The organism is Vibrio panuliri, assembly GCF_009938205.1.
GTDB classification, from domain to species: Bacteria; Pseudomonadota; Gammaproteobacteria; order Enterobacterales; family Vibrionaceae; genus Vibrio; species Vibrio panuliri.
Genome location: NZ_AP019655.1, coordinates 49,563 through 75,034, shown reverse-complemented (window position 1 = coordinate 75,034; position 25,472 = coordinate 49,563). Strand labels below are relative to the sequence as shown.

At 45.1% G+C, this 25,472-nt stretch carries 23 protein-coding genes; 5 read left to right on the top strand and 18 right to left on the bottom strand.

Translation table 11 applies throughout. The annotated features are described in order from the left end of the window. Window positions 1-39: 39 nt before the first annotated feature. The 7 genes from GZK95_RS15270 to GZK95_RS15240 all read right to left on the bottom strand — a co-directional run bounded on the left by GZK95_RS15270 (window position 40) and on the right by GZK95_RS15240 (window position 6,873). Window positions 40-753 (bottom strand): class I SAM-dependent methyltransferase, encoded by a 714-nt coding sequence (locus GZK95_RS15270; protein WP_075714170.1) that lies wholly within the window; start codon window positions 751-753, stop codon window positions 40-42. Window positions 754-776: 23 nt separating this feature from the next. After that, on the bottom strand, window positions 777-1,421 hold the full coding sequence (locus GZK95_RS15265) for a LysE family translocator (RefSeq protein WP_075705835.1): 645 nt from the start codon (window positions 1,419-1,421) through the stop codon (window positions 777-779). 381 nt (window positions 1,422-1,802) lie between these two features. Continuing rightward, complete coding sequence (locus GZK95_RS15260) at window positions 1,803-2,090, bottom strand: 2TM domain-containing protein (RefSeq protein WP_225623967.1); 288 nt, start codon at window positions 2,088-2,090, stop codon at window positions 1,803-1,805. A 432-nt stretch (window positions 2,091-2,522) separates the two neighbouring features. Next, complete coding sequence (gene yidA, locus GZK95_RS15255) at window positions 2,523-3,332, bottom strand: sugar-phosphatase (protein WP_075714168.1); 810 nt, start codon at window positions 3,330-3,332, stop codon at window positions 2,523-2,525. Window positions 3,333-3,477: 145 nt separating this feature from the next. After that, complete coding sequence (locus GZK95_RS15250; RefSeq protein ID WP_075714166.1) at window positions 3,478-5,730, bottom strand: FUSC family protein; 2,253 nt, start codon at window positions 5,728-5,730, stop codon at window positions 3,478-3,480. Between the two features lie 10 nt (window positions 5,731-5,740). Next, window positions 5,741-6,640 (bottom strand): HlyD family secretion protein, encoded by a 900-nt coding sequence (locus GZK95_RS15245; RefSeq protein ID WP_075705832.1) that lies wholly within the window; start codon window positions 6,638-6,640, stop codon window positions 5,741-5,743. Between the two features lie 17 nt (window positions 6,641-6,657). Then, complete coding sequence (locus tag GZK95_RS15240; RefSeq protein WP_197740185.1) at window positions 6,658-6,873, bottom strand: DUF1656 domain-containing protein; 216 nt, start codon at window positions 6,871-6,873, stop codon at window positions 6,658-6,660. Window positions 6,874-7,045: 172 nt separating this feature from the next. Between GZK95_RS15240 and GZK95_RS15235 the strand changes: the two genes are divergently transcribed. Then, window positions 7,046-7,951 (top strand): LysR family transcriptional regulator, encoded by a 906-nt coding sequence (locus tag GZK95_RS15235; RefSeq protein ID WP_075705831.1) that lies wholly within the window; start codon window positions 7,046-7,048, stop codon window positions 7,949-7,951. Between the two features lie 45 nt (window positions 7,952-7,996). Continuing rightward, a complete protein-coding gene (locus GZK95_RS15230; RefSeq protein ID WP_075714164.1) occupies window positions 7,997-8,668 on the top strand; it encodes a CatA-like O-acetyltransferase in 672 nt (223 codons plus the stop codon). A 36-nt stretch (window positions 8,669-8,704) separates the two neighbouring features. On the opposite strand, the gene GZK95_RS15225 is transcribed toward GZK95_RS15230, so the two are convergent. Both GZK95_RS15225 and GZK95_RS15220 read right to left on the bottom strand, forming a co-directional pair. Beyond that, window positions 8,705-9,193 carry a GNAT family N-acetyltransferase gene (locus tag GZK95_RS15225; RefSeq protein WP_075714162.1) on the bottom strand — a complete coding sequence of 163 codons (489 nt, stop codon included), beginning with the start codon at window positions 9,191-9,193 and terminating at the stop codon, window positions 8,705-8,707. 102 nt (window positions 9,194-9,295) lie between these two features. Beyond that, window positions 9,296-9,625: a hypothetical protein gene (locus tag GZK95_RS15220; protein WP_075705828.1), complete on the bottom strand. Its 330-nt coding sequence runs from the start codon at window positions 9,623-9,625 to the stop codon at window positions 9,296-9,298. Window positions 9,626-9,850: 225 nt separating this feature from the next. Between GZK95_RS15220 and GZK95_RS15215 the strand changes: the two genes are divergently transcribed. From GZK95_RS15215 to GZK95_RS15205, 3 genes are all read left to right on the top strand, one after another. After that, window positions 9,851-10,435, top strand: coding sequence for a TetR/AcrR family transcriptional regulator (locus GZK95_RS15215; protein ID WP_075714186.1), 585 nt, complete (start codon window positions 9,851-9,853; stop codon window positions 10,433-10,435). Between the two features lie 105 nt (window positions 10,436-10,540). After that, a complete protein-coding gene (locus tag GZK95_RS15210; RefSeq protein ID WP_075714160.1) occupies window positions 10,541-11,572 on the top strand; it encodes an NADP-dependent oxidoreductase in 1,032 nt (343 codons plus the stop codon). 9 nt (window positions 11,573-11,581) lie between these two features. Then, window positions 11,582-12,202, top strand: coding sequence for a glutathione S-transferase family protein (locus GZK95_RS15205; protein WP_075714159.1), 621 nt, complete (start codon window positions 11,582-11,584; stop codon window positions 12,200-12,202). Window positions 12,203-12,282: 80 nt separating this feature from the next. Here the strand turns inward: GZK95_RS15205 and GZK95_RS15200 are convergent, their stop codons facing one another. The 9 genes from GZK95_RS15200 to GZK95_RS15160 all read right to left on the bottom strand — a co-directional run bounded on the left by GZK95_RS15200 (window position 12,283) and on the right by GZK95_RS15160 (window position 25,398). Beyond that, on the bottom strand, window positions 12,283-15,432 hold the full coding sequence (locus tag GZK95_RS15200) for an efflux RND transporter permease subunit (protein WP_075705824.1): 3,150 nt from the start codon (window positions 15,430-15,432) through the stop codon (window positions 12,283-12,285). Window positions 15,433-15,444: 12 nt separating this feature from the next. Next, on the bottom strand, window positions 15,445-16,590 hold the full coding sequence (locus tag GZK95_RS15195; protein WP_075714157.1) for an efflux RND transporter periplasmic adaptor subunit: 1,146 nt from the start codon (window positions 16,588-16,590) through the stop codon (window positions 15,445-15,447). 858 nt (window positions 16,591-17,448) lie between these two features. Then, window positions 17,449-18,870 (bottom strand): glucuronate isomerase, encoded by a 1,422-nt coding sequence (gene uxaC, locus GZK95_RS15190; protein ID WP_075714155.1) that lies wholly within the window; start codon window positions 18,868-18,870, stop codon window positions 17,449-17,451. A 3-nt stretch (window positions 18,871-18,873) separates the two neighbouring features. Further along, the gene (locus GZK95_RS15185) at window positions 18,874-20,346 is read right to left on the bottom strand and encodes a mannitol dehydrogenase family protein (protein WP_075714153.1); all 1,473 of its coding nucleotides are present in this window, start codon (window positions 20,344-20,346) and stop codon (window positions 18,874-18,876) included. Between the two features lie 62 nt (window positions 20,347-20,408). Further along, window positions 20,409-21,623: a D-mannonate dehydratase ManD gene (manD, locus tag GZK95_RS15180; protein ID WP_075714151.1), complete on the bottom strand. Its 1,215-nt coding sequence runs from the start codon at window positions 21,621-21,623 to the stop codon at window positions 20,409-20,411. A 79-nt stretch (window positions 21,624-21,702) separates the two neighbouring features. Continuing rightward, complete coding sequence (locus GZK95_RS15175) at window positions 21,703-23,016, bottom strand: TRAP transporter large permease (RefSeq protein WP_197740184.1); 1,314 nt, start codon at window positions 23,014-23,016, stop codon at window positions 21,703-21,705. Beyond that, the gene (locus tag GZK95_RS15170) at window positions 23,009-23,659 is read right to left on the bottom strand and encodes a TRAP transporter small permease (RefSeq protein WP_075705819.1); all 651 of its coding nucleotides are present in this window, start codon (window positions 23,657-23,659) and stop codon (window positions 23,009-23,011) included. The genes GZK95_RS15175 and GZK95_RS15170 overlap by 8 nt, the downstream gene beginning before the upstream one ends. Before the next feature lie 24 nt (window positions 23,660-23,683). Continuing rightward, entirely contained in the window at window positions 23,684-24,652 is a 969-nt protein-coding gene (locus tag GZK95_RS15165) for a C4-dicarboxylate TRAP transporter substrate-binding protein (protein ID WP_075705818.1), read from the bottom strand. A 50-nt stretch (window positions 24,653-24,702) separates the two neighbouring features. Further along, a complete protein-coding gene (locus GZK95_RS15160) occupies window positions 24,703-25,398 on the bottom strand; it encodes a FadR/GntR family transcriptional regulator (RefSeq protein WP_075705817.1) in 696 nt (231 codons plus the stop codon). Window positions 25,399-25,472 lie beyond the last annotated feature (74 nt).

The window sequence follows — 25,472 nt, the reverse complement described above, 5'->3', positions numbered from 1 at the left end:
GAAGAGAGCCCAGCGAACACGCTGGGCTCATGCATCTGATTAAACGGCAAAAGAATACGTAGAGAAATAGCAGTCCACTGACACCAAATGCTCGTCCGAGACTTGGTTTAGTGCATCTAACACCCGTTCAAAAGTCTCTTGCTGACCAAACTTCTCCAGCAAATACTGATATCGTGTCGATGATGAAAACAAAACATGAGCAAGTTGCTGACTACTTAAAGTCAGCTCAACCCGCAGTTGCTCGCATCGCCACTGCTTCATCTGTTGGCAATCACTGAAGTTAATCTCGTGGTCATAACCTGAAGAACTCGAAGGCAGTTCAATACCCAATTGTTGCATAAACCCTGACAACTGCACCTCAAAATCATACACCACAATCAAGGCACCATCTGTTGTGACTCGGCGTAACTCTTCAACCAAGGCAGCAGACTTCGCATAATAGAGTGAGCCAGCAAACGTAACGAGATCAGCACAAGATGCTGCGAGCGGAATGGTTTCACCATCGCCTTGCAAATAACGCCCGTTTGACACCTGCTGGGCTTGACTAAGCATTGCTTCACTAGGTTCGACACCCAAAACCTCAGCACAATATGGGCTAAGTGCCTGAGTAGACACACCTGTACCGCAACCAATATCCAAACCCAAAACGGATGTTTCTCGATCTTTCAATATCAGCTCAAGAATACGTTGATGGATAGGCGGACGATAAGCCGCATAATGCTTTGAGACCTCATTGTTGTATTGATCACTCATTCAATCACTCCAACTCAATAAACCTAATGACTTACTAACGATTTTAGAAACAGTAGTTTAAGTCCAAAGCCGACAAAAACCACACCGGTAATCGATTTTAGCCAGTGATTTGCTCTTCCTTGTCGCATTTTCTGCCCAACTTTAGACAGCAAAGTGATCACACCAGCAAACCACAAGAAGTTAACACACGCATGTAATGTAACCAGCACATAAGCATTCTGAGGGCTTTGACTTAATGAAATAAACTGAGGGAAAACAGCGAGATAAAACATCGAAACCTTAGGGTTAAGCGCATTGGTAATAAACCCTTGCAGCCATGCATCTTTGAAACAAAGCTCGCGTTTGACCTCTTTGAGATCCGTATCGATACTTATCGGCTTTTTCCTTGCGGAGAGAATTGACTGAACGCCCATCCAACAAAGATAAGCAGCCCCCAGCACCTTAAACACCAAGAAAGCTTGCGCCGACTGCACTAGCAATAAAGAGATTCCTAGGATGGAGAGTGTGCCGTGAATATAGAACGCGCCCAGAAAACCCAAAATATTAAAATAAGCAGCCTTCGAGCCATACAATGTGGCAGTACGGACAATCAATACGCCATTAGGGCCTGGAGAAATCACTAGCAGTGCCGCCAGAAAAACGAAACTTGATATCGCAATAAGATCCATAGCCTTTTCCTTTAATCGGCACTTGGGTAATCACACTGAATATTCCATTGAAGAGCCTATCTTCAAACGCGCTCATGGTTACACAAGGATCGCAATGATTCGAGGTGGCAGTTTCAGTAAATGAGAATCTTATTGGCTAATTTGTAAATATCGGAGGTGGATCATTTATCTCTCTATTGTCATTTTCATCACCTTTGTCATTTTCATCAACTTTGCCATTTGCACAACCTTTGTCATTTCCACGAAGGTGGAAATCTCGCTTTTAGTCTAAATGTATTCTTAGCTTAGCGATGCTGTATGTCCCTTCTAGTAAGCTAATAGGGATCGATTTCTTTACCATTTCAGTAAGCGGGACATACCTACCTAACGAATCATGACTGGTTATTTATTGAGCTTAGCTAAACGCTTTTCCACTTCTTTCTTCTCCCAGTCATAACCTAAGAAGTTAAACGGCTCAAATGCCTTAATCGCATGTGAAACAATAAAGATCCCCCAACCCAAGGCTGGATAAATCGCCCAAATATCCTCAGTGCCAGTCACAAAATTAATAACAAACAATAGGCATACAACCGACAAGTAGTTAGTTAAATGCGAGTAAAACTGTTTGATTTTTTTTACTTGAGCGACGACATGTTTTTGCTGCTCGGTTGTGTGCATTGCTTGATCCATTTTATAACCCTTTATATTAACGTCGTTGTTTAGTGAAGAAATAGTAAATGAAGTTATCAGGTCAAAAGTGTCTTTGCGACGAAGTGCCGTAAATGGGAAGTGAAGTGCATATAACTAGGATAAAGCGGCGACTGCTGAATAATACTAGCAAAACTAAAAGCGCCTTTCTGAGGACTCTTTGGCAAGACAAAGAGTCATTGGATCGCTTACAGCAAGAAGAAAGACAACGGCAGACTAGTGAGCGGGACATACCTACTCACTAAGTCACCGAATCAAAAAAACCAAAACCAAGATTCCCCGCCTTCGCGTGGAATGACAAAGTTTGAGTCTTGTGCGCGAAAGCAAGAGAATGACAAAATTTAAGTCCAACATAAAAAAATGGCTATTCACCAACGTGGATAGCCATTTTTTCAATATAAGAGAAACGCTTAATCAGGCGTTAAGAATAAAATCTTCAATCACAACCGCGACGCCATCCTCATCATTACTTAAGGTAATATGATCGGCTAGCGCTTTGGTGTCGTCTGTCGCATTACCCATTGCAACACCAAGCCCCGCGTACTTAATCATATGGTGATCATTACCAGCATCACCGACGCAGATAACTTCACTGGCATCAATACCAAGATGCTCAGCCAACATCGCCACACCAGTGCCCTTGTTGCTGTTTGGATTCATCAGTTCAAGAAAGAATGGCGCACTTTGCACCACAGTGTATTGCTGGTGCAACTCTTGCGGTAATTGAGCAATAGCATTTGTAAGGACAGACGCTTCAGCGACCATCATCACTTTGATGATCTCTTCATCATCGGCAAGCTCTGCAAAATCACAAACATGGCTAGTCACCCCGTTAATATCAGCCTCATGTTTGGTGTACGGGTTATCTTCTTCGGTGATCAACCCACGCTGAGGAGAGAACGCATGCACATAAGTGCCCAACTCACGAGCAAGTGCTGCGATATTTTTCGCATCTAAGCCAGTAAGAATTTGCTTACGAATAACGCTTTTGCTCGCCACACGTTGAACCAATGACGCGTTGTAACTCAACACGTAGTCTTGTTCTAAGTTCATCTCTAACTCAGTTAATGAGTTCAGCATACCTTCCAGCGGACGACCAGAGGCAAGCACAACAACAACGCCCTTCTCACGCGCAGCTTGAATGGCTTGCTTGGTGCGAGGGCTGATGGCTTTTTTCGATGTGAGCAGTGTGCCATCCATATCTAAGGCAACCAATTTATACATGTGAAATTCCATGGCTAACGAATCAATAGAGAGCACAATCTTAAAGAATTTCTGTGACTAACTCGACAACAATTGATGGCAAAACTGCAAATTTCCACTTCAAATTGATACCTATCAACAATATCAAAACGATGGGCGGTGTTGTTTAAATCGCATACGGTGATAGTCGTAAAGCATAAAACTGCTTACCACTGGTCTCTTGCTGCAATTGCTGCAATGACTCAAGCAGAATTTGCATGGATACCAGTAACTGATAACTCAAATCCGCTTGTTGCTGGCTAAAGGTAATCTGCAGTGGCGAGTGATGATCTAACCCATAACGGTATAACTTGAGGCGTAACTGTAGGTGGCGCAGTGCGACGGCATGCTGCCAATTATCTTCACAAATCATGCTCTTATTCAGCAGCCTTATCATCTCCTCAATCGAACTCTGCACCAAGCTATCAATGCCAGAATGAAAGCTACAACTTTGCCACTGAGCGTAGCTGTCACTGAAAGCTCGATAATGTAAACAAAGGCTGTATGCACGCGCGATCAGCTGTTCTGCTTCACCCTTTTCCAGTTCAGGGTACATCGACCAATCAATCATACTAATTGCCGCTTCTGCGCTCGCGATATGCGCAACCGGAACTGGGCTGACAATCCCGATATGTAGACGTTTATGCCGACTCAACAGACCGTCTAAGTTCGCTTGTAGACTGCGGCGAAAATGACTCAATTGACGCAGAAAAACACGTTCTGGGTTGGCAGAGAAAACACCGTGATTAATAAAAAAAATCACCAGCATACCCACCGAAAACAGCAGAAGAATTTGCAGTGAGTATTGAATATCGTAGCTGGGGGTTAACTTCATCGCACTGTTGGTCATCAATACCAAGTTCATTGTTCCAAGTAGGCGGTGGAAAATCTGTTGAGGCTGATAGAACACAAACCAAATGACAAAACTATTGATGAAATAGAAACCCGCTAATTGCCACACTTCATTCAGATGAGGTAAAACGAATACGTACTGCAACAGCACCACACCTGCCCATCCAAGCATGTAGAACAGCAAAGAGCGTGTGCTCGCAAATGGCATCGAAAGAATAACCGCGCCAAATGCGCCACCAAACAGCACAATCATCGGTCCACCTGGCATAGGTACATAAAGCCACAAGGCAATGGTAATCCAAAGCATCAACAAGAACTTCAGCACATGAATCACCCTCTCTGGATCCAGTGCTACCCAATGGCATACTCTTGTCGGGACAGGCACTTTTCTTACAGGGACAGACACCGTAAGATCCGGCTGCGTTGTGGGGACAGACACCGCAAGGTCCGAGAGGTTATCGCTTGTACAACATGACTCTAAACCCAGTGCCGCAAACAGCGTCGCTTGCATTTGCTGATGCTGTTCGTCCATTTGGCTGAGGATCTTCGCCAGTGCGCCCAATGCACCATGCGACTGGTTTTCTTGCTCTCCATCATGGGGCAAGTCTATCGATTGAGCGACTGGGTTGACCCGCTTATCGAGCCAATATGCACTCTCCTCCCAAGAAGCCTGTTCAAGTAGATGGCTCAGCAATTCAGAAGCACTTTGCGCGCGCTGTTGCAAATGCTGCAACACCCCACTCACTGCGTTTTTTTGCTTTGCACTAAGCGGCGCATTGAGCAGGCGAGTCGCCTCATACAAATGCCCACAAAGCAATATCCATTGGTTTTGCTGCTTTAGCAATTGTTGCCACCTCAGCGAATTACTGCTCAACTCGTAGCTATCGGCCATCGCCGCTTGGATCAAATCCTGTAATCGACTTAAGCGCTTGATACTGTTCCCTAATGAGTAATCACGTTGCAGTGAACTCGTCTCTTCCAAATCAGACAAAATCTGCCCGACAATCGTCGCTTGTTGCTGATAGTAACTACGCAGGGTTTCCAACAAGAGCGTACGGCTTGAAACCGGCCACAATAAGCTAAACACCAACGAAAAGCATAAAACGCCCAGCAGAGTTTCTTGGATACGTAGCACGGCAATAGTAAATGTCTGCTCACCAGACAAGCCCCCCATCACCATCACAATAGTCGCAACCATCATGCCAATCGACCATGCGTATCCATTACGCACATTCGTTTGCTGGTAAACACACACCGCAGAAAATAGGCTATAGCAAGCAATCAGCTCAACGGGCTGCTGGGCAAATAAGCCGATAAATACAAACGCAGCGAGTACGCCAAACAGCGTTCCGATAATCCGCTGACGCCCTTTTTTGAGCGAATGCCCCGTCGATTCAGTCACCGCCATCACAACCACTGAAAATGCCGCCCAATAAGGTTTTTCCCAGCCTAGCCACAATGCTGAAACAATCGCTAAAGTCAGTGCGAGCGCCACTTTTAATGGCAGGCGATAACGAATGCCTATCATGGACATGCTCCTAAAGACTATCCAACAGATAATCTAAGTCGATCTGCGGAGTTTTATGAATAATCACTGATGCACTTGAGCCGACTCTCAACTGCATATTGGCAGGCAAAGAGGTGAGACGAATGCGCACCGGGATACGTTGTGCAAGTCGAATCCATTGAAAGGTTGGGTTGACGTTAGGGAGTAAAGAGACACCCGTGCTGCCATCTTTGTGGGCAATCCCATAACCAATACTATCAACTTTGGCAGAGAGTGGTTGTCCGTGATAGGACATCAAATTGACGGTCGCCGATGCTCCCGCGACCACATCGTTAATATCAGTCTCTTTAAAAAAGCCTTCTATCCAGTAACTATTTTTATCCACTAACGCCACTACTGGTTGGTTAGCAACGACTTGGCTGCCAATGCGTAGATTTAAATTGGTGATATAACCATCCACCGGTGCCGTTACTTGGGTAAAACTCAAATTGAGCTTCGCCTCTTCCAGAGCCGCTTTTGCCACCATCACGCCCGCTTTGGCTGATTCCACCGCATTCGCTTGTTGAGTCAGCATCAGTTGTGAAATTGACCCCGGCTGCTTGCGCGCCAATGAGTGACCGCGATGAGATTCATCGGTTGCACGCTTAAGCAAGGTTTCTGCCTGAACAAGACTGGCTTGGGCTTTCGCGAGCGCAGCCTGATAGGTACGAGGGTCCACTTCGAACAGTTGTTGTCCGGCCTTCACTTCACTGTTGTCACTGACGTGAATGGCAATGATGGGACCAGTAATTCTTGGGGTCACCTGAACAATTTGCGCCCGTACTTGCCCATCACGTGTCCAAGGGTTCGTCAGATACTGCTGATACTTCCAGCCTATCGCCACTAAAGCCGAAATCACGATCAAACTGGTAGCAAAAACTCGCTTTTTCACTTTTCTACTCTCTAACCTTAACTAGGGAAAACAAATGTACCAATCAGTACGGTGTAAATTATCGCCAGTGATAACTCGACCAGTGGCGGACTCACAACATATCGATGCCAACGCAGGCGGTTAAATAAACGAGTTGTTAATGAGGTACAAATGACACCGAGAACACTGGCAACCAAAAGCGGTGGCAGATAGATATCTCCGATGGCAATTTCTTGGGGAATAGCAGTATGCAATGCACGCCTCTTGCAGATTGATAGGGTGATATGAGGTCATAGGGGACAATTCAATGTGATGTTAGTCGCAATTATTATTGAGATAAATATCCATAAAGTGATTACACTAACAACTAACAGTTTCTAATTAGTACAAAGAAACACTCTTTTTAGTTGTTAATGTGGAGGCGGTATGGATCGAATTACTAGCATGGAAATTTTCGTTCGCGCGGTTCAACTCGGCTCATTCGCCGCCGTCGCCGAAGAGCGTGGCATAAGTGCACAAATGGTCGGTAAACACGTTCGAGGACTGGAAGAGAGCCTTGGAACTAAACTACTGGCTAAATCAACGAGATTTCAAAGCGTCACAGCGGCGGGCGAGCGCTACTACCAACGTTGTCTCACCATTCTTGCCGAGCTCAAAGCCGCAGAAGAAGACATCTACCGCAATATGAATGAACCTAGCGGTACATTGAAGATTTGTACCGGTGTGAATGTCGGCATCAAAGTCCTTGCGCCCAGCCTTGCGCGTTTTATGCAGCGCTACCCAAAGTTGGAAATTGATTTAGTGGTCGACAACCGCCTCCCCGACATCAAAAGAGATGGGTTTGAAGTCATTTTCCGCGACAAACTTGATGGTTATGAAAATCTTATTGCACATAAACTGCGTAGTTTCGAGATGATCGTTTGTGCCTCGCCTGAATATTTACAACGCAGTGGCACCCCAACTCATCCCGATCAACTCAGCCAGCATCAATGTTTGCAATCCGGCCTTCATTACCTAAACCATAACTGGAGTTTTTATGATGGAAAACAGTATTTTAAACCGGAAGTTTCATCTAAACTGACCATCAATAGCGGGCAAGCAATGATGAGTGCAGCCATTGAAGGGGCGGGCATTACCATGCAGCCCATATTTCAGGTAAACGATGCGCTCAATGACGGTCGACTGGTCCAAGTGCTGACGGATTACCAATTGCCAGAAGTTGATCTTTATATGATTTATCTGCCTTCGCTACGCAATACCGCGAGGCTGACGTTACTTAAAGAACACCTTCAGCAAACGCTAGAACAATATACCGAATACCACCCAAGCTAACTGATGTTGCCACTTAGCAACCTCAGAAGCATAAGGACTTAGAAAATGGCCTATACAGTGCTGGATGTCGCCCAATGGGCGCGCGCTGAACACTTCAAGTTTTATCAACAGTTTAGTCATCCTTGGTATAACATTTGTAGCAATATTGATGTCACAGAGCTTTATCAATATTGTCAGCAACACCAACATCGCTTTTTCCATGCATACCTTTACCTGACACAGCAAGCCCTCAATCAGTGTCAGCCGATGGCAACTCGTTTAGTCGATGGCGAAGTTCGCATCTATTCTCCAATGTGTGTCAGCGTCGCTATTCTTGCACAAGACGACACCGTGCGTTTTTGCGATCTGCCTTATCAAGCCAACTTTGCAGACTTTTGTCACCACGCGACTCAGACCGAGCAGCGTGTAAAAAATACCCCATTTATTTTGGAACAGTTTATTGGTCAGGAGATGCGACAAAACACCATTCACTTAACGGTGTTACCTTGGGTTGATTTTACGAGTATGAGCCACGCTCGTGATACCCAGTTCCCAGATAGCGTACCTAAAATGGCGTTTGGCAAACTGACTAAGCACAGCGATGGTTGGCGCATGCCCCTTTCCCTAGAAGTCCACCACGGTCTGATGGATGGATTGCATGTCGGCCAGTTTATTCAAACCTTACAGGCGCTCTTCAATACACCACATTTACTCGAAGCAGCCAGCCATTGTGATTAATTAAGTTGGGGTCTTTGCATAGATTTTGTGACACCGTCACTTAAGGGTGTTCTTTTGCATAATTTCCAGATCCCACGCTTTCCCTTGGTAGTGGCGAATACCCTGTTTAATAGCAGTCGTGCGAAACCCCAATGATTGGTAGCAACACTTAGCCACATGGTTGTGCGAAAACACCGCCAAAGAAAGCGAAGTGGCATGGAACTCAGATTGCGCTTTTTCAATTAATTGATTGAGCAGCACCGCTGACAGTTTTTGCCCACGAAAGTCTGTGGCAACAAAAACTCGGCAAATACGAAAACTGTTCAAAGACTCTTGATAAAGCTCGATATAACCGGCATTGACTTGATCGACAACGAACATAAATGCATGGATATCAGGGTTGTCATAGTGCGCCCTCAACTGTGCGGAGGTAAGGGGGAACGAGAAAGCCGGTCCACCCCATAAGTAGTTGAGCTCATCGCTATCAATCCAAGTGATTAATTGATGATAGTCTGCTGGCAAAAATGCTCTCAGTTTGGTATCCATGGTTAACGCATGCGTCCTTCTTAAGAAAGATAGACTCATACTGTACTAGGGGCTGATGCGTCATTTCAACAGATTCGGCATACCCTACGCCCCTTTAACCAGCTAGTGTTTTTGGCTGAGGTAGTGACTCAAGAAATCTTGCGCATCGTTGAGAGAGGACGACAAGTCTTGACGGTTTTGGGTATTGCTTCGCGCAACGCAATGATGATGCACTTCTCTTAAAGCGGGCAACAGATAAGTTTTCTCATCACTCGTCGCATTGGCAGTACATTGCAGATCGTTCAGTCTCATTTTGACTTGCGCTTTTAACTGCGCGTATTCAGCTGATATGACCGACACATCCGCATCAGTGAGTGACAGTTTGTCCATCACCTTATCAAACTTCGATTTGAGTTCCATTATCTCGTCGAATACAGCATTATCTTCAAACATTTATTGCAACTCCTAAATTACGCAAAACTTATTGGAGCATGGAAAAACAAAACCAACAAGGCAATAGCTTCAATTATTCAACAGCTTACACAAACATTTTGCTATCTAGCGATCTCTATCAATATCCACCCACTGAGTGGTTCAAATCCCCCACTGATACTTATCGATCACCAGCACCACAACCAACCACTAGACGACTGGTCTAATGGCATGTATGGTAATAGTATGAATGCTAAAACGAATGACACACGCCAACATATTTTAGAGGTTGGCTATCAGCTTATCGTCAACAAAGGCTTTACTGCAGTTGGTCTATCCGAACTGCTCAAAGCTGCTGATGTTCCAAAAGGCTCCTTCTATCACTACTTCAAATCCAAAGAACAGTTTGGTGAAGCATTGATCGAGGAGTATTTCCGCAACTATTTGCAACGAATCGACCACTTGTTTAACAACCAAGAGCTCACTGCCTATCAATGCCTAGTGAACTATTTCTCAATGTGGTTGGAAGTCAACGACGGTATCTGCAACGCAAATAAATGCTTAGTGGTTAAACTGAGTGCTGAAGTCTCAGACCTCTCAGAGGCGATGCGCATGTCGTTAGCAAAAGGGGCATCGCAAATCATTAATGCTTTAGATAATTGCATTAAGCGAGGGATCCAAGATGGCTCCATCAACGTACAACACAGTAATCAGATTGCTTCCCAACTGTACCAGCAGTGGTTAGGTGCGAGCCTACTTAACAAACTGATGCCTGACCAAACACACCTTGAGCTAAGTTTGGTCAGTACCAAGCAGTTGCTTCAAGCATAAACTCTCCCGTCAGACATTCGGGATGTCTGACGGTTTTTTTTGCCTCAACACTAGACGACTGGTCTATTTTATATTGATAGATAAATATACAAGGAGTAACACTCGATGACAGATTCAGCAAATCGCCGTATCGTACTTGCCTCTCGCCCAATAGGCGCTCCAACACCTGACAACTTCCGCTTAGAAGACGCCCCTATTCCCAGCCCACAAGCAGGCGAGATCTTACTGCGAAGTGTTTACTTATCACTTGACCCTTATATGCGTGGGCGCATGAATGATGCGAAGTCTTACGCAGACCCTGTAGCTCTAGATGAAGTCATGGTGGGTGGCACAGTATGCCAAGTGATTGAGTCAAACCACGCTAACTTTGACAAGGGTGAATGGGTGCTAGCCTACACGGGGTGGCAAGATTACGGCATCTCTAACGGGGAAGGATTGATCAAAATGGGGATGGCGCCATCCCATCCTTCCTACGCACTCGGTGTGATGGGAATGCCAGGATTTACCGCCTATATGGGTCTGTTAGATATCGGCCAACCCAAACCGGGCGATACATTGGTCGTCGCAGCAGCAACCGGTGCAGTGGGCTCTATGGTTGGGCAAATCGGAAAACTCAAAGGCTGTCGAGTAATTGGCGTCGCCGGCGGTGAAGAAAAATGTCGCTATGCGGTTGAGCAACTTGGTTTTGACCACTGCATTGATCACAAAGAAGCCGATTTTGCCGAGAAGCTGGCGAGGGTATGTGCTGACGGTATTGATATTTATTATGAGAACGTCGGCGGAAAAGTGTTTGATGCGGTACTTCCCTTGCTTAACACAGGCGCTCGCATCCCGCTATGTGGCCTTATTTCTCAATACAATGCGACAGCTCTACCAGACGGCCCAGACCGCATGTCGCTGCTAATGGGACAGCTGCTGATTAAACGTATCAAGATGCAGGGCTTTATCATTTTTGATGATTATGCCCACCGCTATGGTGAGTTTGCTGCTGATATGTCGACGTGGTTAGCAGAGGGCAAAATTCACTACCGTGAACACCTTGTTGATGGCTTAGAAAATGCGCCACAAGCCTTTATGGGTCTGCTTGAGGGCAAGAACTTTGGCAAGTTAGTCGTTCAAACCAACCACCCAATTTAGGAGCGCATTATGATCACCCTACACCACCTAAACCAATCTCGCTCAAAGCGTATTATCTGGTTGCTCGAAGAGCTAGGCATCGATTACCAAATCACACCCTATTTAAGGGACAGTCAGACATTTCTTGCTCCACCCGAGCTAAAAGCCGTTCACCCACTCGGGAAATCTCCAGTTATCGAAGAGGATGGAATGGTCATTGCTGAGTCAGGGGCAATTACCGAGTATCTGATCAGCAAGTATGCACAAGATGAACTGGAGCCTAAACGAGGCACAGATGAACACACGGATTATCTCCAATGGCTGCACTTTGCCGAAAGCTCAGCCGCCTTGCCTTTACTCCTTAAGGTATTTCTTGCCAAAGACGGCGCGCCCACTAACTTCCTTGCCGAGTACGCTGAATCTGAGCTAGACAAAGTAATGAGCTATGTTGATGAACGGTTGGCGGGGAAACGTTATTTGGTTGCTGATAAGCTCACTGGCGCCGATATTATGATGTCATTTATCGTCGATATCTTGGCTAAATTTAATGCCTTAGAGCGCTATCCAAATATCAGTCGCTATGGCAAACAACTGGCTAGCCATCCGGCTTATCAAAAAGCTGAACAGCTCGAAACACACTATGACGCTTGATGCGGTTTAGACTCAGCTAACCGGCAAAAAACAAAAAGGGTCGACATTGTCGACCCTTTTACTGTACTGCTCGCTAAAGATTATTTCGCTTCAGCTTTTTCCAATTTGCTTTGGCGGTACTCTTCACGCTCACGCTTACTAAACAAGCGCTCTACTACCACGAAGAATAGCGGTACGAAGAAGATACCCAGGAAGGTAGAACCCACCATGCCACCTAGTACGCCAGTACCGATAGCGTTTTGTGCACCAGAACCTACACCCGAGCTGATCGCTAGCGGCACAACACCTAGGCCAAATGCGAGTGAAGTCATCAAGATTGGACGCAGACGAACACGTACCGCATGCAATGTTGCATCACGCAGGCTTGCACCTTTCTCATAGTATTCTTTGGCAAATTCGACGATAAGGATCGCGTTCTTCGTTGCTAGACCAACGGTGGTTAGAAGACCTACTTGGAAGAACACATCGTTTGGCAAGCCACGAGCGTTCATCGCTACGATTGCACCGATAACACCCAGAGGTACGACCAGAATTACCGCGATAGGCACTGACCAACTCTCATATAGCGCCGCCAATACTAGGAATACCACTAGGATTGATAGAGCGTAAAGCGCTGGAGCTTGGTTACCTGATAGACGTTCTTCATACGATAGACCGTTCCATTCAATACCAAAGCCAGTAGGCAGTTTGGCCGCCATGTTTTCAATGTCAGTCATTGCCGCACCAGTACTGTAACCTGGAACTGGCGCACCTTGGATGTTCACCGCAGGCAGACCGTTGAAACGCTCTAGACGTGGTGGGCCATATTGCCATGAACCTGATGCGAATGCTGAGAATGGAACCATCTCACCCATGCTGTTACGCACAAACCACTTATCAAGGTCTTCTGGCTGCATGCGGTATTGATCTTCACCTTGCACCATAACTTTCTTGATACGACCACGATCGATAAAGTCGTTAACGTAAGAGCCACCCCACGCAGAAGCCAACACAGAGTTCACTTCAGCAATGTTTAGGTTAAGCGCACGCAGTTTAGAATGGTCGATGTGCAATTGATAAATTGGCGCATCTTCTTGACCATTAGGACGTACACCCACAAGGTTTGGATCTTGCCCAGCCATACCTAGCATTTGGTTACGAGCCGCGATTAGCGCTTCGTGACCATGACCACTACGGTCTTGTAGGTAGAAGTCAAAACCACCTGCCGTACCGAGCTCCATTACCGCAGGCGGAACGAACGCAAACACCATCGCTTCTTTGATTTGCATGAATGCGCCCATCGCACGATTGGCAACAGACTCAACGTCAGTTCCTGGCGCAGTACGCTCATCCCATGGTTTGAGGTTGATAAACGCCATACCCATGTTTTGACCCATACCAGCAAAGCTGAAGCCCGCAACAGTAAACACAGATTCAACTGAGTCTGCTTCTTGGGTATTTAGGTAGTTTTCCATCTTATCGAGCACTTTTAGCGTGCTCTCTTGCGATGCGTTTGCCGGCAGAATAGCTTGAGCAAACATTACGCCTTGGTCTTCATCAGGAAGGAAGGCTGTTGGCATACGCAAGAATAGGTAACCCGTACCGATAGTGATGGCGATAAATACCAAGAACATACGACCGGTACGCTTGATGATGCTCGCTACACCTGATTCGTAACGGTTAGTACAGCTATCGAACCAACGGTTAAAGGCACCGAAGAAACCTTTATCTGTATAGGCGTGACCTTTCTCAACTTGCTTAAGCATGGTGGCACAAAGTGCTGGCGTCAGAATCATCGCAACCAGTACCGATAGTGCCATCGCAGATACGATAGTGATCGAGAACTGACGGTAGATAACACCGGTCGAGCCAGACATAAATGCCATTGGAACGAATACAGCAGACAGCGTTAAACCGATACCGATTAGAGCGCCCGTGATCTGATCCATCGACTTACGCGTCGCTTCAAGCGGCGTACAGCCTTCTTCAGACATGATACGTTCAACGTTCTCTACTACAACGATGGCATCGTCCACCAGAAGACCGATGGCGAGTACCATCGCGAACATCGTCAGCATGTTTACTGAGAAGCCCGCGGCCGCCAAGATACCAAATGTACCCAGCAGTACGACTGGCACCGCGATCATTGGGATCAGCGTTGCACGGAAGTTCTGCAAGAATAGGTACATGATAACGAATACCAGTACAATCGCTTCAAGCAGCGTTTTTACCACACCTTCAATCGAGCTGCTTACAAACGGGGTCGTATCAAACGGAATCACCATTTCTAAGCCTTGCGGGAAGAACTCTTCCAGCTCAGACATACGTTCAAGTACTGCGTCTTTTGTATCTAGGGCGTTCGCACCACTGGCTAGCTGAATCGCGATACCTGATGCCTGCTTACCATTGTAGAAGCCAGCCGTCATGTAGCTCTCTGCGCCAATTTCAACCTTAGCGACATCACTTAGTAAGACTTTTGCACCTGTAGTATCAGACTTCAGCACGATGTTTCTGAACTCTTCAGGCGTTTGCAGTAGCGATGACGATGAGATAGTTGCGTTTAGCTGTTGACCTTGAACCGAAGGCACCGCACCTAACTGACCCGCAGAAACCTGAGCGTTTTGCTCACGAATCGCGTTCATGATGTCGTTGGTAGTCAGGTTGTACTGGTTTAGTTTCAGTGGATCTAGCCAAATACGCATCGCGTATTGAGCACCAAACAACTGAATATCACCTACGCCAGCCACACGGCTGATAGGGTCTTGAATGTTAGATGCAACATAGTCACCAATATCAGCAGAGTCCATTGAACCATCTTCTGATACGAAACCTAACACCATCAAGAAACCACTACCGGCCTTGTTTACGCTTACACCTTGAGCCTGTACCACTTGTGGCAGCAACGGCATTGCCAACTGCAGTTTGTTCTGCACTTGAACTTGAGCGATATCGATATCGGCTTCAGCGTTAAACGTCAGCGTGATTGTTGCGTTACCAAAACTATCACTTTGACCAGCAATATAACGCAGGTGGTCAAGACCGGTCATACGTTGCTCAATAACCTGAGTAACAGAGTCTTCAACCGTCTTAGCCGACGCACCCGGGTAGTTAGCACTTACTACAACAGTAGGTGGTGCAATTGTTGGGTATTGTGATACCGGTAGAGAAAAAATCGACAACAAACCTGCAAGCATGATGATGATGGCAATCACCCATGCAAAGATTGGTCGATCAATAAAATAACGAGCCATTATAAATCCCTATTAGCTTGCTTTAGCATCGCTGATCACTGAAGGGGCAACAGTTACACCTGGACGGATTTTCTGTAGTCCTTCTACAACAATCTTGTCGCCTTCTTTCAAGCCCGACGTCACTAGCCACTGATTATCAATCGCTTCAGCTGTTGTTACCACGCGAGACTCAACCTTGTTATCGGCATCCACGACCATTGCAATCGCCTGACCACGAGGGTTACGCGTAATTGCTTTTTGCGGTACTAGAATCGCTTTAGGATCGGTGCCCACGGTGATGATAGTGCGTACAAACATACCTGGCAGTAGTAAACCGTCTGGGTTCGGGAACTCAGCACGCAGTGATACCGCGCCCGTTGTTTCATTTACCGTTACTTCAGCAAACTTCATTGAACCTAGGTGTTGGTATACGCTGCCATCTTCGAGAATTAAACGAACTTGTGCAGATTCAGGCTGCTGTAGCTGACCACTGGCAATACGCTGTTTTAGGCGCAACATCTGGGTGCTTGATTGCGAGATATCGACATTGATCGGATCCAACTGAGAAATCTTCGCCAATGCTTGACCTTGGTTAGCTGTCACTAACGCACCTGGTGTCACACTCGACATACTGATTTGGCCCGAAATCGGCGCTTCAACTTTGGTGTAGGCTAAGTTGATTTCTGCGTTGTTGATCGCCGCTTTTGCCACTGCAACACTTGCTTTAGCTTCAAGGTATGCCGCTTCAGCTTGATCAAAATCTTGTTGGCTAATTGCTTTCGTTTTTAGTAGCTCTTTGAAGCGTTTTGCGGTTGCACTCGTCGATGCCAACGCTGCTTCTGCACGTTTTAGCTCAGCCTTAGTACTGATTAGTGCTGCTGCATAAGTTGCGTCATCAATTTGGTACAGAGATTGACCTTGTTCAACATGACCACCTTCGGTAAAGCTGCGAGCAAGCACAATACCGTTAACCTGTGGACGAACTTCGGCTTCCATATACGCGCGACTGCGACCAGGCAATTCCATCGTGATTGCTTGTGGCTGGCTTGTTAGTTCGATGATGTTCACCGGAACTGCCGGAGGTGTTTGGTTTTGAGATGCTGCATGTGATGACATATCACAACCAGACAACCACAATGCAAGTGAAATTGCAGATGCAATCCTAAGTTTACTGTTCATTTAATCTCCATTGAAAAAATTCAACTGAACGCAGATTCTTACCGCCTAATGACCGCTAGCTAAATACCGTGTAGGCAACAGCCCGCTACAAAAGAACGTAAATATTGATATAAATTTGAAAACCATTTGACTAGTGAAAAGGCGTTTACTATCCAGATGGTTAATATGACATGTAAATATGCCACAAATAGCGGCATCAATGTAGACAAAAATGCAGATTTAAGGAATAAATTTCATTCACTAGGAAATCAAATATTACGATTAGTCGATTTGACCATGTCGATAAAAATAATTTATTTATCTCAACATGGGAATCTATCCAAAATATTAACACAAAGATCCAGCTAGCCTTTTTGGTAATTTGAGCGTGCAATCGCTATAAACTCATACATTAAATATAAATTTAACTTTATAAATCAACACTTTAAAATCAATCTCTAAATTTATATCAATCAACCAAAGCTCAACTTGCCAGCGTAGAATCTGGTAAAAACCGCTTCATAAATCGAGATAAAAAGTAGATGCCAGATGACTTAGCAAAAAATTAAAGATTGCAATTTGAAGATTTTCGTGAGCAATTGAAACACGTTTTTCATGCATATCTAATTTAGAAGAATAGATAAAATACCAACGAGTAAAGCCAGCTAATTTAAGTTACAACGCCGTAGCATAGCGCTATTTTTTGTCTGGCATTCATACGAGTAAAAGTCGACTTATTTACTTGGATTTTCATTAGTGATTCCCTATTTCGCTATTTAAGCTCAAAAAAGAAAAATCTCGAAAACAAAAAAGAGCAGTGTTAATACTGCTCTTGTGACTATACTCACGTGACTTCAAAATGAAGGATTCAGAACGTTATCACTGGTTCGGGTACAATGAAAAATACCGCTTTGCATTGTGAAAGCAGATATCTTGCACCATTTTGCCTAGCATAGGTATATCACGCGGCACTTCTCCGCTTTCAGCCCATTGCCCCACCGTATTACAAAGAATTCGGCGGAAATACTCATGGCGAGTATAAGAGAGGAAACTACGAGAGTCCGTCAACATTCCAACAAACTGGCTCAGTAACCCCAACTGAGACAGTTGTTGAATTTGGCGTTCCATGCCATCTTTCTGATCATTAAACCACCAACCAGAACCAAATTGGATCTTGCCTGCGATACCACCGCCTTGAAAGTTACCAATCATGGTCGCAATCATTTCGTTGTCACGCGGATTTAGGCAATACAGGATGGTTTGGGGTAGCTCATTACTTACATCCATCGCATCCATCAAACATGCAAGTTGCAGTGCAAACGGACGGTCACCAATAGAATCAAACCCGCAATCAACCCCTAACTGGCGAAACATGCGCGTATTGTTGTTTCGCTGAGCACCGATGTGCAGTTGCATCACCCAACCACGTTGTGCGTACTGTTTTCCTAGCCAAACTTGTACCGCAGTACAGAACTGGTCAATCTCAAGTTCAGATAAAGCTTCACCAGCTAAACGACGTGTTAATATATTGTCTAGCGTGCTTTCAGTAGGTACTGCCGCAAAACGGACGATCTCAATACCATGGTCAGCAGCACGACAACCATGAACGCTAAAGTGCTCAAGGCGGCGCTCTAGTGCGCGAAGTAAATCAGCAAATCGCACAATCTCAACATCTGCAGCTTCACCCAGTAGCGCCATGTACTCAACAAAGCCCTCAAGTTCAATTTTAAACGCTCTGTCAGGTCGCCAACTTGGTGCTACTTCTACATCAAAACTGTCATCATCAGCTATCGCCTTGTGGTACTCCAGGGAGTGGATAGGATCATCAGTCGTTCCTGCCATCACCACATTCATCTGCTTCATAATGCCACGTGCAGAAAACTCAGGCGTTGTCAGTAACTCATTGCACTCGTGCCAAATTTCATCTGCAGTATCGGGGCCAAACAGCTTGCCTGTTACCCCAAATGGACGACGCAATTCAAGGTGTGTCCAGTGATAAAGCGGGTTACCCAAGGTTTGCGGTACGGTTCTCGCCCACGCTTTGAACTTGTCGTAATCCGATGTCTCTTTACCCGTGATCAATGATTCGGGTACACCTGCTGAGCGCATACCTCGCCATTTGTAATGATCACCTTCAAGCCAAATTTGCCCTAAGTTATCGAACTGTCGATTTTGCGCCACTTCTTTAGGATTTAAGTGACAGTGATAATCATAGATTGGCATCGCTTTCGCGTAATCGTGATACAGCTCGCGTGCGGTATCGCTGGCAAGTAAGAAGTCTTCACACAGAAAATCTTTCATCATTTACTCCGTCACTAACTCAACCACTGTCTGACGCGCACCTTTATCTAGTAAAGATTGATAGGCTTTACTCACTGCCGCAATCACGCGCTTATCCTGACCGATATCCGCAGGGAATATCGACTCAAGAGCAAGCAGTTCAGGTACCAATGAAGCATTAAAGCCATGAGCATCACAAATTGCTCTAAGTTTAACAGACATTGGGTCACTCACTTCAATGGCGTTCCCCTGCTCATCAATGCCGGATACATAGCGCATCCAACCAGCAATGGCAGTCGCCAACCATTTAAAATCACTGCCTTGTTGTAAATGAAACCTCAAACTGCCACCAAGACGCTGTGGAATTTTCTGACTACCATCCATCGCAATTTGCCAAGTGCGATGCTTCAAGTTTGGATTGCTGTAGCGATCAATCAACATGTTGGCATACGCAGCCAAATCCGTCCCTTGCGGCATCTCTAATGAAGGAGCTTGTGCTTTTAGCATTAAATCCAAAGCCGCTTGTTTAAACGCATTATCTTGCATGGTGTCAGAAATATGCTCATAACCCGCTAAGTAACCAAGATACGCAAGAAACGAGTGGCTACCATTGAGCATTCTTAGTTTCATTTCTTCATACGGCACCACATCATCAACAAACTCTGCCCCCACTGAATCCCAGTTCGGTCTCCCCGCGACAAAATTATCTTCAATGACCCATTGACGGAATGGCTCGCAGGCAATACCACACGGGTCTTCACAACCAAGAATGTACGTAATTTCATCCAGAGTATCCGCTGTGACAGCAGGCACAATGCGATCAACCATAGTGCAAGGGAAAGTCACTGTTGCTTCAATCCATTCTCGCATCTCAGGAGCAACCAAACTGGCGTATTCCAGCACAGCACCTTTTGTTACCGCGCCATTTTCTTGGATATTGTCACAGGACATCACAGTAAATGCGCCCAACCCGCGCTCCCGTCGTAGTTTTAGAGCTTGAACAATAATGCCCAATGCAGTTTTCGGTGCATGGGGATTTTCAAGATCAGCACTTATCAATGGATTCTTAATGTCTAATTTTCCGGTCGCCGCATCAATACAGTAGCCCTTTTCGGTCACTGTCAAAGAGACGATTTCCACTTGCGGCTCGGCCATTTTTTCCAGAACCGCAGACAAACCATCGAGCTCAGGATGAAGCGACTCTGTGACTGCTTGGACAATATGGGCTTGCGTACCATCCGCCCCTTTAAGCAACACGCTAAAACTATGTTCTTGTGCACGTAAAGCGTTAATCAGCGCTTCTCCCCCGAATAGGTTAATTTCACAGATCCCCCAATCAGAACCTTCGACTTGATTGGTTTGGTCGGTGTAAAGCGCTTGGTGCGCACGATGAAAGGCACCAAAACCTAAATGGACAATTTTTGATTTCAGCTTATCCCTTGAGTACGTGGGTTGAACAACTTGGCTAGGTAATGGATGGTTGGCGATCGTCTTCATGTTATTTTCTCTATCACTGCGGCAAAAAAAGCAGCCCTAGAACAAGGGCTGCTGAGGCAAAGTTACCAGTTCCACAAAGTGCCATCTTCAAGGCGGGCAATTGGGAGGTTCGCGGGTTGGTACGGGTATTTTTTCGCTTCTTCTTCGTTGAAGTCGATCCCTAAACCAGGCTTGTTGCTTGGATGCATATAACCATTTTCAAACGTCCAATTTGTCTCAAACACCGACAGCATGCGCTCTGAGTAACCCATAAACTCCTGTAAGCCAAAGTTTGGCACCCACATATCTAAATGCAGACCCGCTGCCATACCAATTGGAGAAATATCAGAAGGGCCATGCGAACCAGTCCGCACTTGATACATAGCGGCAAAGTCGGCGATACGACGCATATGGGTGATACCACCAGCGTGAGTAACAGTAGAACGAATGTAGTCAATCAACTGCTCTTCAATTAACTGTTTGCAGTCCCAGATTGAGTTGAACACTTCACCAACAGCAATCGGTGTGGTGGTGTGTTGGCGGATTAAGCGGAAACCTTCTTGATTCTCCGCTGGCGTTGGATCTTCCATCCAGAACAACTTGTAATCTTCAACACTTTTACCCAGTCTTGCGGCTTCCATTGGCGTCAAACGATGGTGGATGTCATGTAAGATATGGTCATCAAAACCAAACTTATTACGCACTGCCTCAAACATCTTAGGTGCAAAGTTTAAGTATTTTTCTGTCGACCAAGATTCCACATCGGGACGAATGCCTTTAGAGGCAGGCTCATACGCTGCCCCTTTGGATTTGCTAATACCGTAGTTACTGGCAATGCCCGGCACTTTGGCTTGGACGCGAATAGCTTTAAATCCCATCTCTTGATGCTTTGCGTAATCCTCAAGCAGCTCATCAATACTATGTCCTGTTGCATGACAGTAAACCATCACACCTTCGCGAGATGCACCACCAAGCAGATCATAGACTGGCATACCTGCCACTTTGCCTTTGATGTCCCACAACGCCATATCAATTGCAGCAATAGCCGTCATGGTTACAGGGCCTCTACGCCAATATGCCCCACGGTAGAATGTCTGCCAAATGTCTTCAATCCTAGAAGCATCCATGCCAACCAATTGCGGACATAAATGATCTTGTAAGTAAGAAGCCACTGAGAGTTCACGACCATTAAGTGTTGCATCACCAATCCCGTAAACACCCTCTTCAGTTGTGATTTTAAGTGTGACAAAGTTACGATCTGGACAAGTTACAAACACTTCTGCTTTTATAATTTTCATTTTAAAACCTCGAGAGAATCCCCAACCTTTCCTCACAGAAAGGCCGTAATATGAATGCAATTAACTATTTATCTTGGTATTAGTTGTAAACCATATTTGGTAAGAACAGCACCAAATCAGGGAATATGATTAATACAACGAGTAAGAGGAATATGGCTAATAAGAACGGTACCGATTCCTTTATGTAATCTTTTGTTGGGCAGTCCAATATTGAACAAGCGGTAAACATTGCCACACCAACTGGTGGCGTCATCCCACCCATGGTGACAATAATCATCATTAAAATACCGAAGTGAACAGGATCAATACCAACACCTTGAACAATAGGTAAAAATATCGGTGTTAATAGCAATACATTGACTGTCGCTTCCATAAACATGCCAACAATGGCAAGAAAAACAAGAATCACCACTAAAAGAAAATATTTATGTGTCGTAATATCCAATATCTCTTTCGACAAGAATTGTGGTACTTGGTTATCAACAATCACATATCCAAATATTCCAGAGAATGAAATAATCAGCATAATAACGGCATTATCAACAACCGTCTGTTTCAGCACCTCAACAATTTTCGCAATGGTAAGCTCTTTATACACAAACAAACCAATAAATAGCGCATAAAACACCGCAAATGAGCCTGCTTCCGAAGGCGTAAAAATACCAAAGCGAATGGTGACAATCAGCAAAATCGGGAAAAGTAGCGCCCAAAAACACTCTTTAAGGGTTATAAATACCTCTTTGGCAGGTGTCTTATGTTCTTGCTCACGAATGTAACCGCGTTTATTGGCAACAATGCTAACGGTGACCATTAGGAAGATTGTCATGAGTAAACCCGGAACAACACCAGCTAAGAACAGGCGACCAATTGATACCTCACCAACAAAGCCATATAAAATCAGGCCAATACTTGGTGGAATCGTTGCAGTAATTAAACCACTCAAACCAATCGATGCTGCAACAAAACCCTTTGAATACTTGCGCTTAATCATGTCAGGGCCAAGGATCTTAGATTGCATCGCGACGTCAGCAACGGCTGAGCCAGACACACCACCCATAATGGCACTGAGTAACACAGTAACGTGCGCTAAGCCGCCAACCAAGTGCGCGGTAATCTTCGAACAAAAGGCAATCAGACGCTGAGTAATCCCTGCGGAGTTCATTAAGTTGCCAGCAAAAACAAAGAAAGGCACCGCGAGCAAAGCTGGGTTTTGTGATGCTAAAACCATCTTCTGTACTGGAATAATAAATGAAGAAGCGCCATCCACGACAAAAAACAGTACGCTTGAAATTGCAATAGCAAACGCAAGCGGCATTCTCAACATCAGAAAAATAACAAAACTGACGACTAAGACACCCATTGGTGACGTTAGTGAACTAATAAAATCAGCCATTTTTTCTGCTCCATCTTTCTGCAACACTCACCAATTCAGTGCGAATCATAAGTACACAACCAACTGGAACTGAGGCAATTAAAAACGCATAACTGAGAGGTTCTGCTTGTTTACTAATATCCCAACTAAATAGGATATAAGCCGTAGACAACACAATAACCAATAATGAAAACAAATATCCTTGTAGGGATTTTTTATTACTGCGGAAAAAATCAAATGCTAGTAAACATAAGAACGACACCGCTAGAAATATAACAACATTGAATTCACTAATTTCAAGAGAATCAAATTCTCGACGACTTTTAGTCGCTAAGAACCATCCGTAATATGCAACAAAACCCAAGAAGCCTATAATAGAAACAGACCAAATATCGGCGATTCTATTTCTCCAAAACATAGGCAATTTTTCTTCAAAAAACTCTACTCCTATATGACGTTTCTGACTTAATGCTAAATCACTGCCTAAAAAGATGACCCAACCAAATAGCAGTTGGCTTAGGTCGGACATCCAAGCCTGAGGATGCCCAACCGCACGCAGTAATGCAGCAAAGAAGACTAGGAAGGAGATTAAAAACAAGCAAATACCTGCGATGTTTTCTTCCCACTTTAGAACTTTTCCATTCAATGAATTTAGGTACAACATACTCCCTACCCTTCTTTATTCCGCTTATTTAAGCGCTTGTTGGAGTTGTTGATACTCTTGCTCGTAACCTAGCTTTTTGAATACAGCTTGAGCGTTTTTAATAAACGGAGTCTTATCGACCGCCACAAACTTCACGCCGTAGTCGTCTTGCATAATTCGTTTGTATTCCGCAATCTGCGCATTCGCTTGTTCTGATGCATAGTTACCAGCGTTGTAGGACTCTTCGGTTAAAATGGTTTGGTACTCTTGTGGCAACGAACGGAACCAGTCCTCACTTACCACTAAGGCGGTCATCAACTGGAAGTGCTCCGTTTCCGCAACGTATTTCACGGTCTCTTGCAAACTACCCGAAATAACGGCTGGCAATTGAGCCTCAAATCCGTCGACCGTACCTTGTTGCATCGCAGGGTAAGTTTCTGCCCAAGGCAATGCTGTTGGCGTAGCCCCTAAAGAACGAACAGACTCAGACCATACCGCAGCACCCGGTGTACGGATAAGCAGTCCATTCAAATCTTCTGGTTTTTGTACTTCTTTATTGGTGAAGAAACTACGGCTGCCTTGGAACCAGTTAAACGATAAGACATGCAAGCCTTCTTTCTCTAGCTTCTGCTCCCAACCTTTAAATACATCGGTTTCAACTATGCGCTTCATCTCTTGGTAATCTTTTGCTGCATATGCCACGCCGATTACCCCAATTTCTTTCGAGAAAACACTCAGGCGGCCACTATCAGTTAACGCCGCAACGTTTTCACCAAACATCGCTTGTTCTTGAATGTCTTCCATTGAGCCCAGTTGTCCACTTGGATACACCTCAATCTTTAACTTGCCATCAGTACGTGATTCAACGGCTTCTTTCATCACCATACTGCCTGCATACATTGGGTCTTTTTCGCCCACAGACATCGAGATCTTCAAGGTGTAATCTTTGGCTACCGCGGAAAATGGCAACGCAGCAGCAAGTAGTAAGGTCGAGAGTTTCATGTTGATGTTCATAGTTAATACCTTTTGTTTTTATGTTTATTTAATAAGGCTAGAGCTTGGCTCTATTCCGTAATTTCAACGATGACATTCATGATATGGTCATGAATGCATTGATAGGCTTTGTCACCATCTCCCTGCTCAATCGCTGAAAAAATTAGCTTGTGATCAGCAATCCATTGCCCGCGAGAGGCTGGTTCATCGGCAAGCTCATCCATTCGCTTCCACATATCTCCTGCCATATGCAGCGCCATCAACTCTTCGTAGAAGTTAATTACCAGGGGATTATCTGATACACGGTTAATGGCTTTGTGGAATTGGCGATCCGCATCGACAGATGCTTGGTGGCGCAGCGTCGCTTCGGAGAAGAACATCGAAGACTCCATCATCTTGATGCAGTTCGACAGTTCCTCAATAAGTTCCGGTGTTTTGTTCTCTGCGGCAAAACGAGCCAATTGCGGCTCTATCATTAAGCGAGCTTGTAAGATTTCAAACGGAGTCACTTCAGGAAGATTGTTTTTGACATTCAGACTATTCGCATCATTAATGATGAACACTCCAGCCCCTTTGCGAATATCCGCAATGCCTTGCATCTCGAGATAAACCATTGCCTCACGCACAACGGTACGGCTAACACCCAACTGCTCTGCAAGTTTTCTTTCAGGTGGAATGCAGTCCCCAATCTGATAGGTGCCTTGTTTAATTTGTTCGATGATGTCATTCGCGACTTTGACATACAGACGTTTAGAATTTTCAGCCATGGTTCTTTAATCACTTTGGTTACTTTCAAAGCGATAGTAGTGCAATTATTAGTCGCAGTCTCAGATCGAGATCT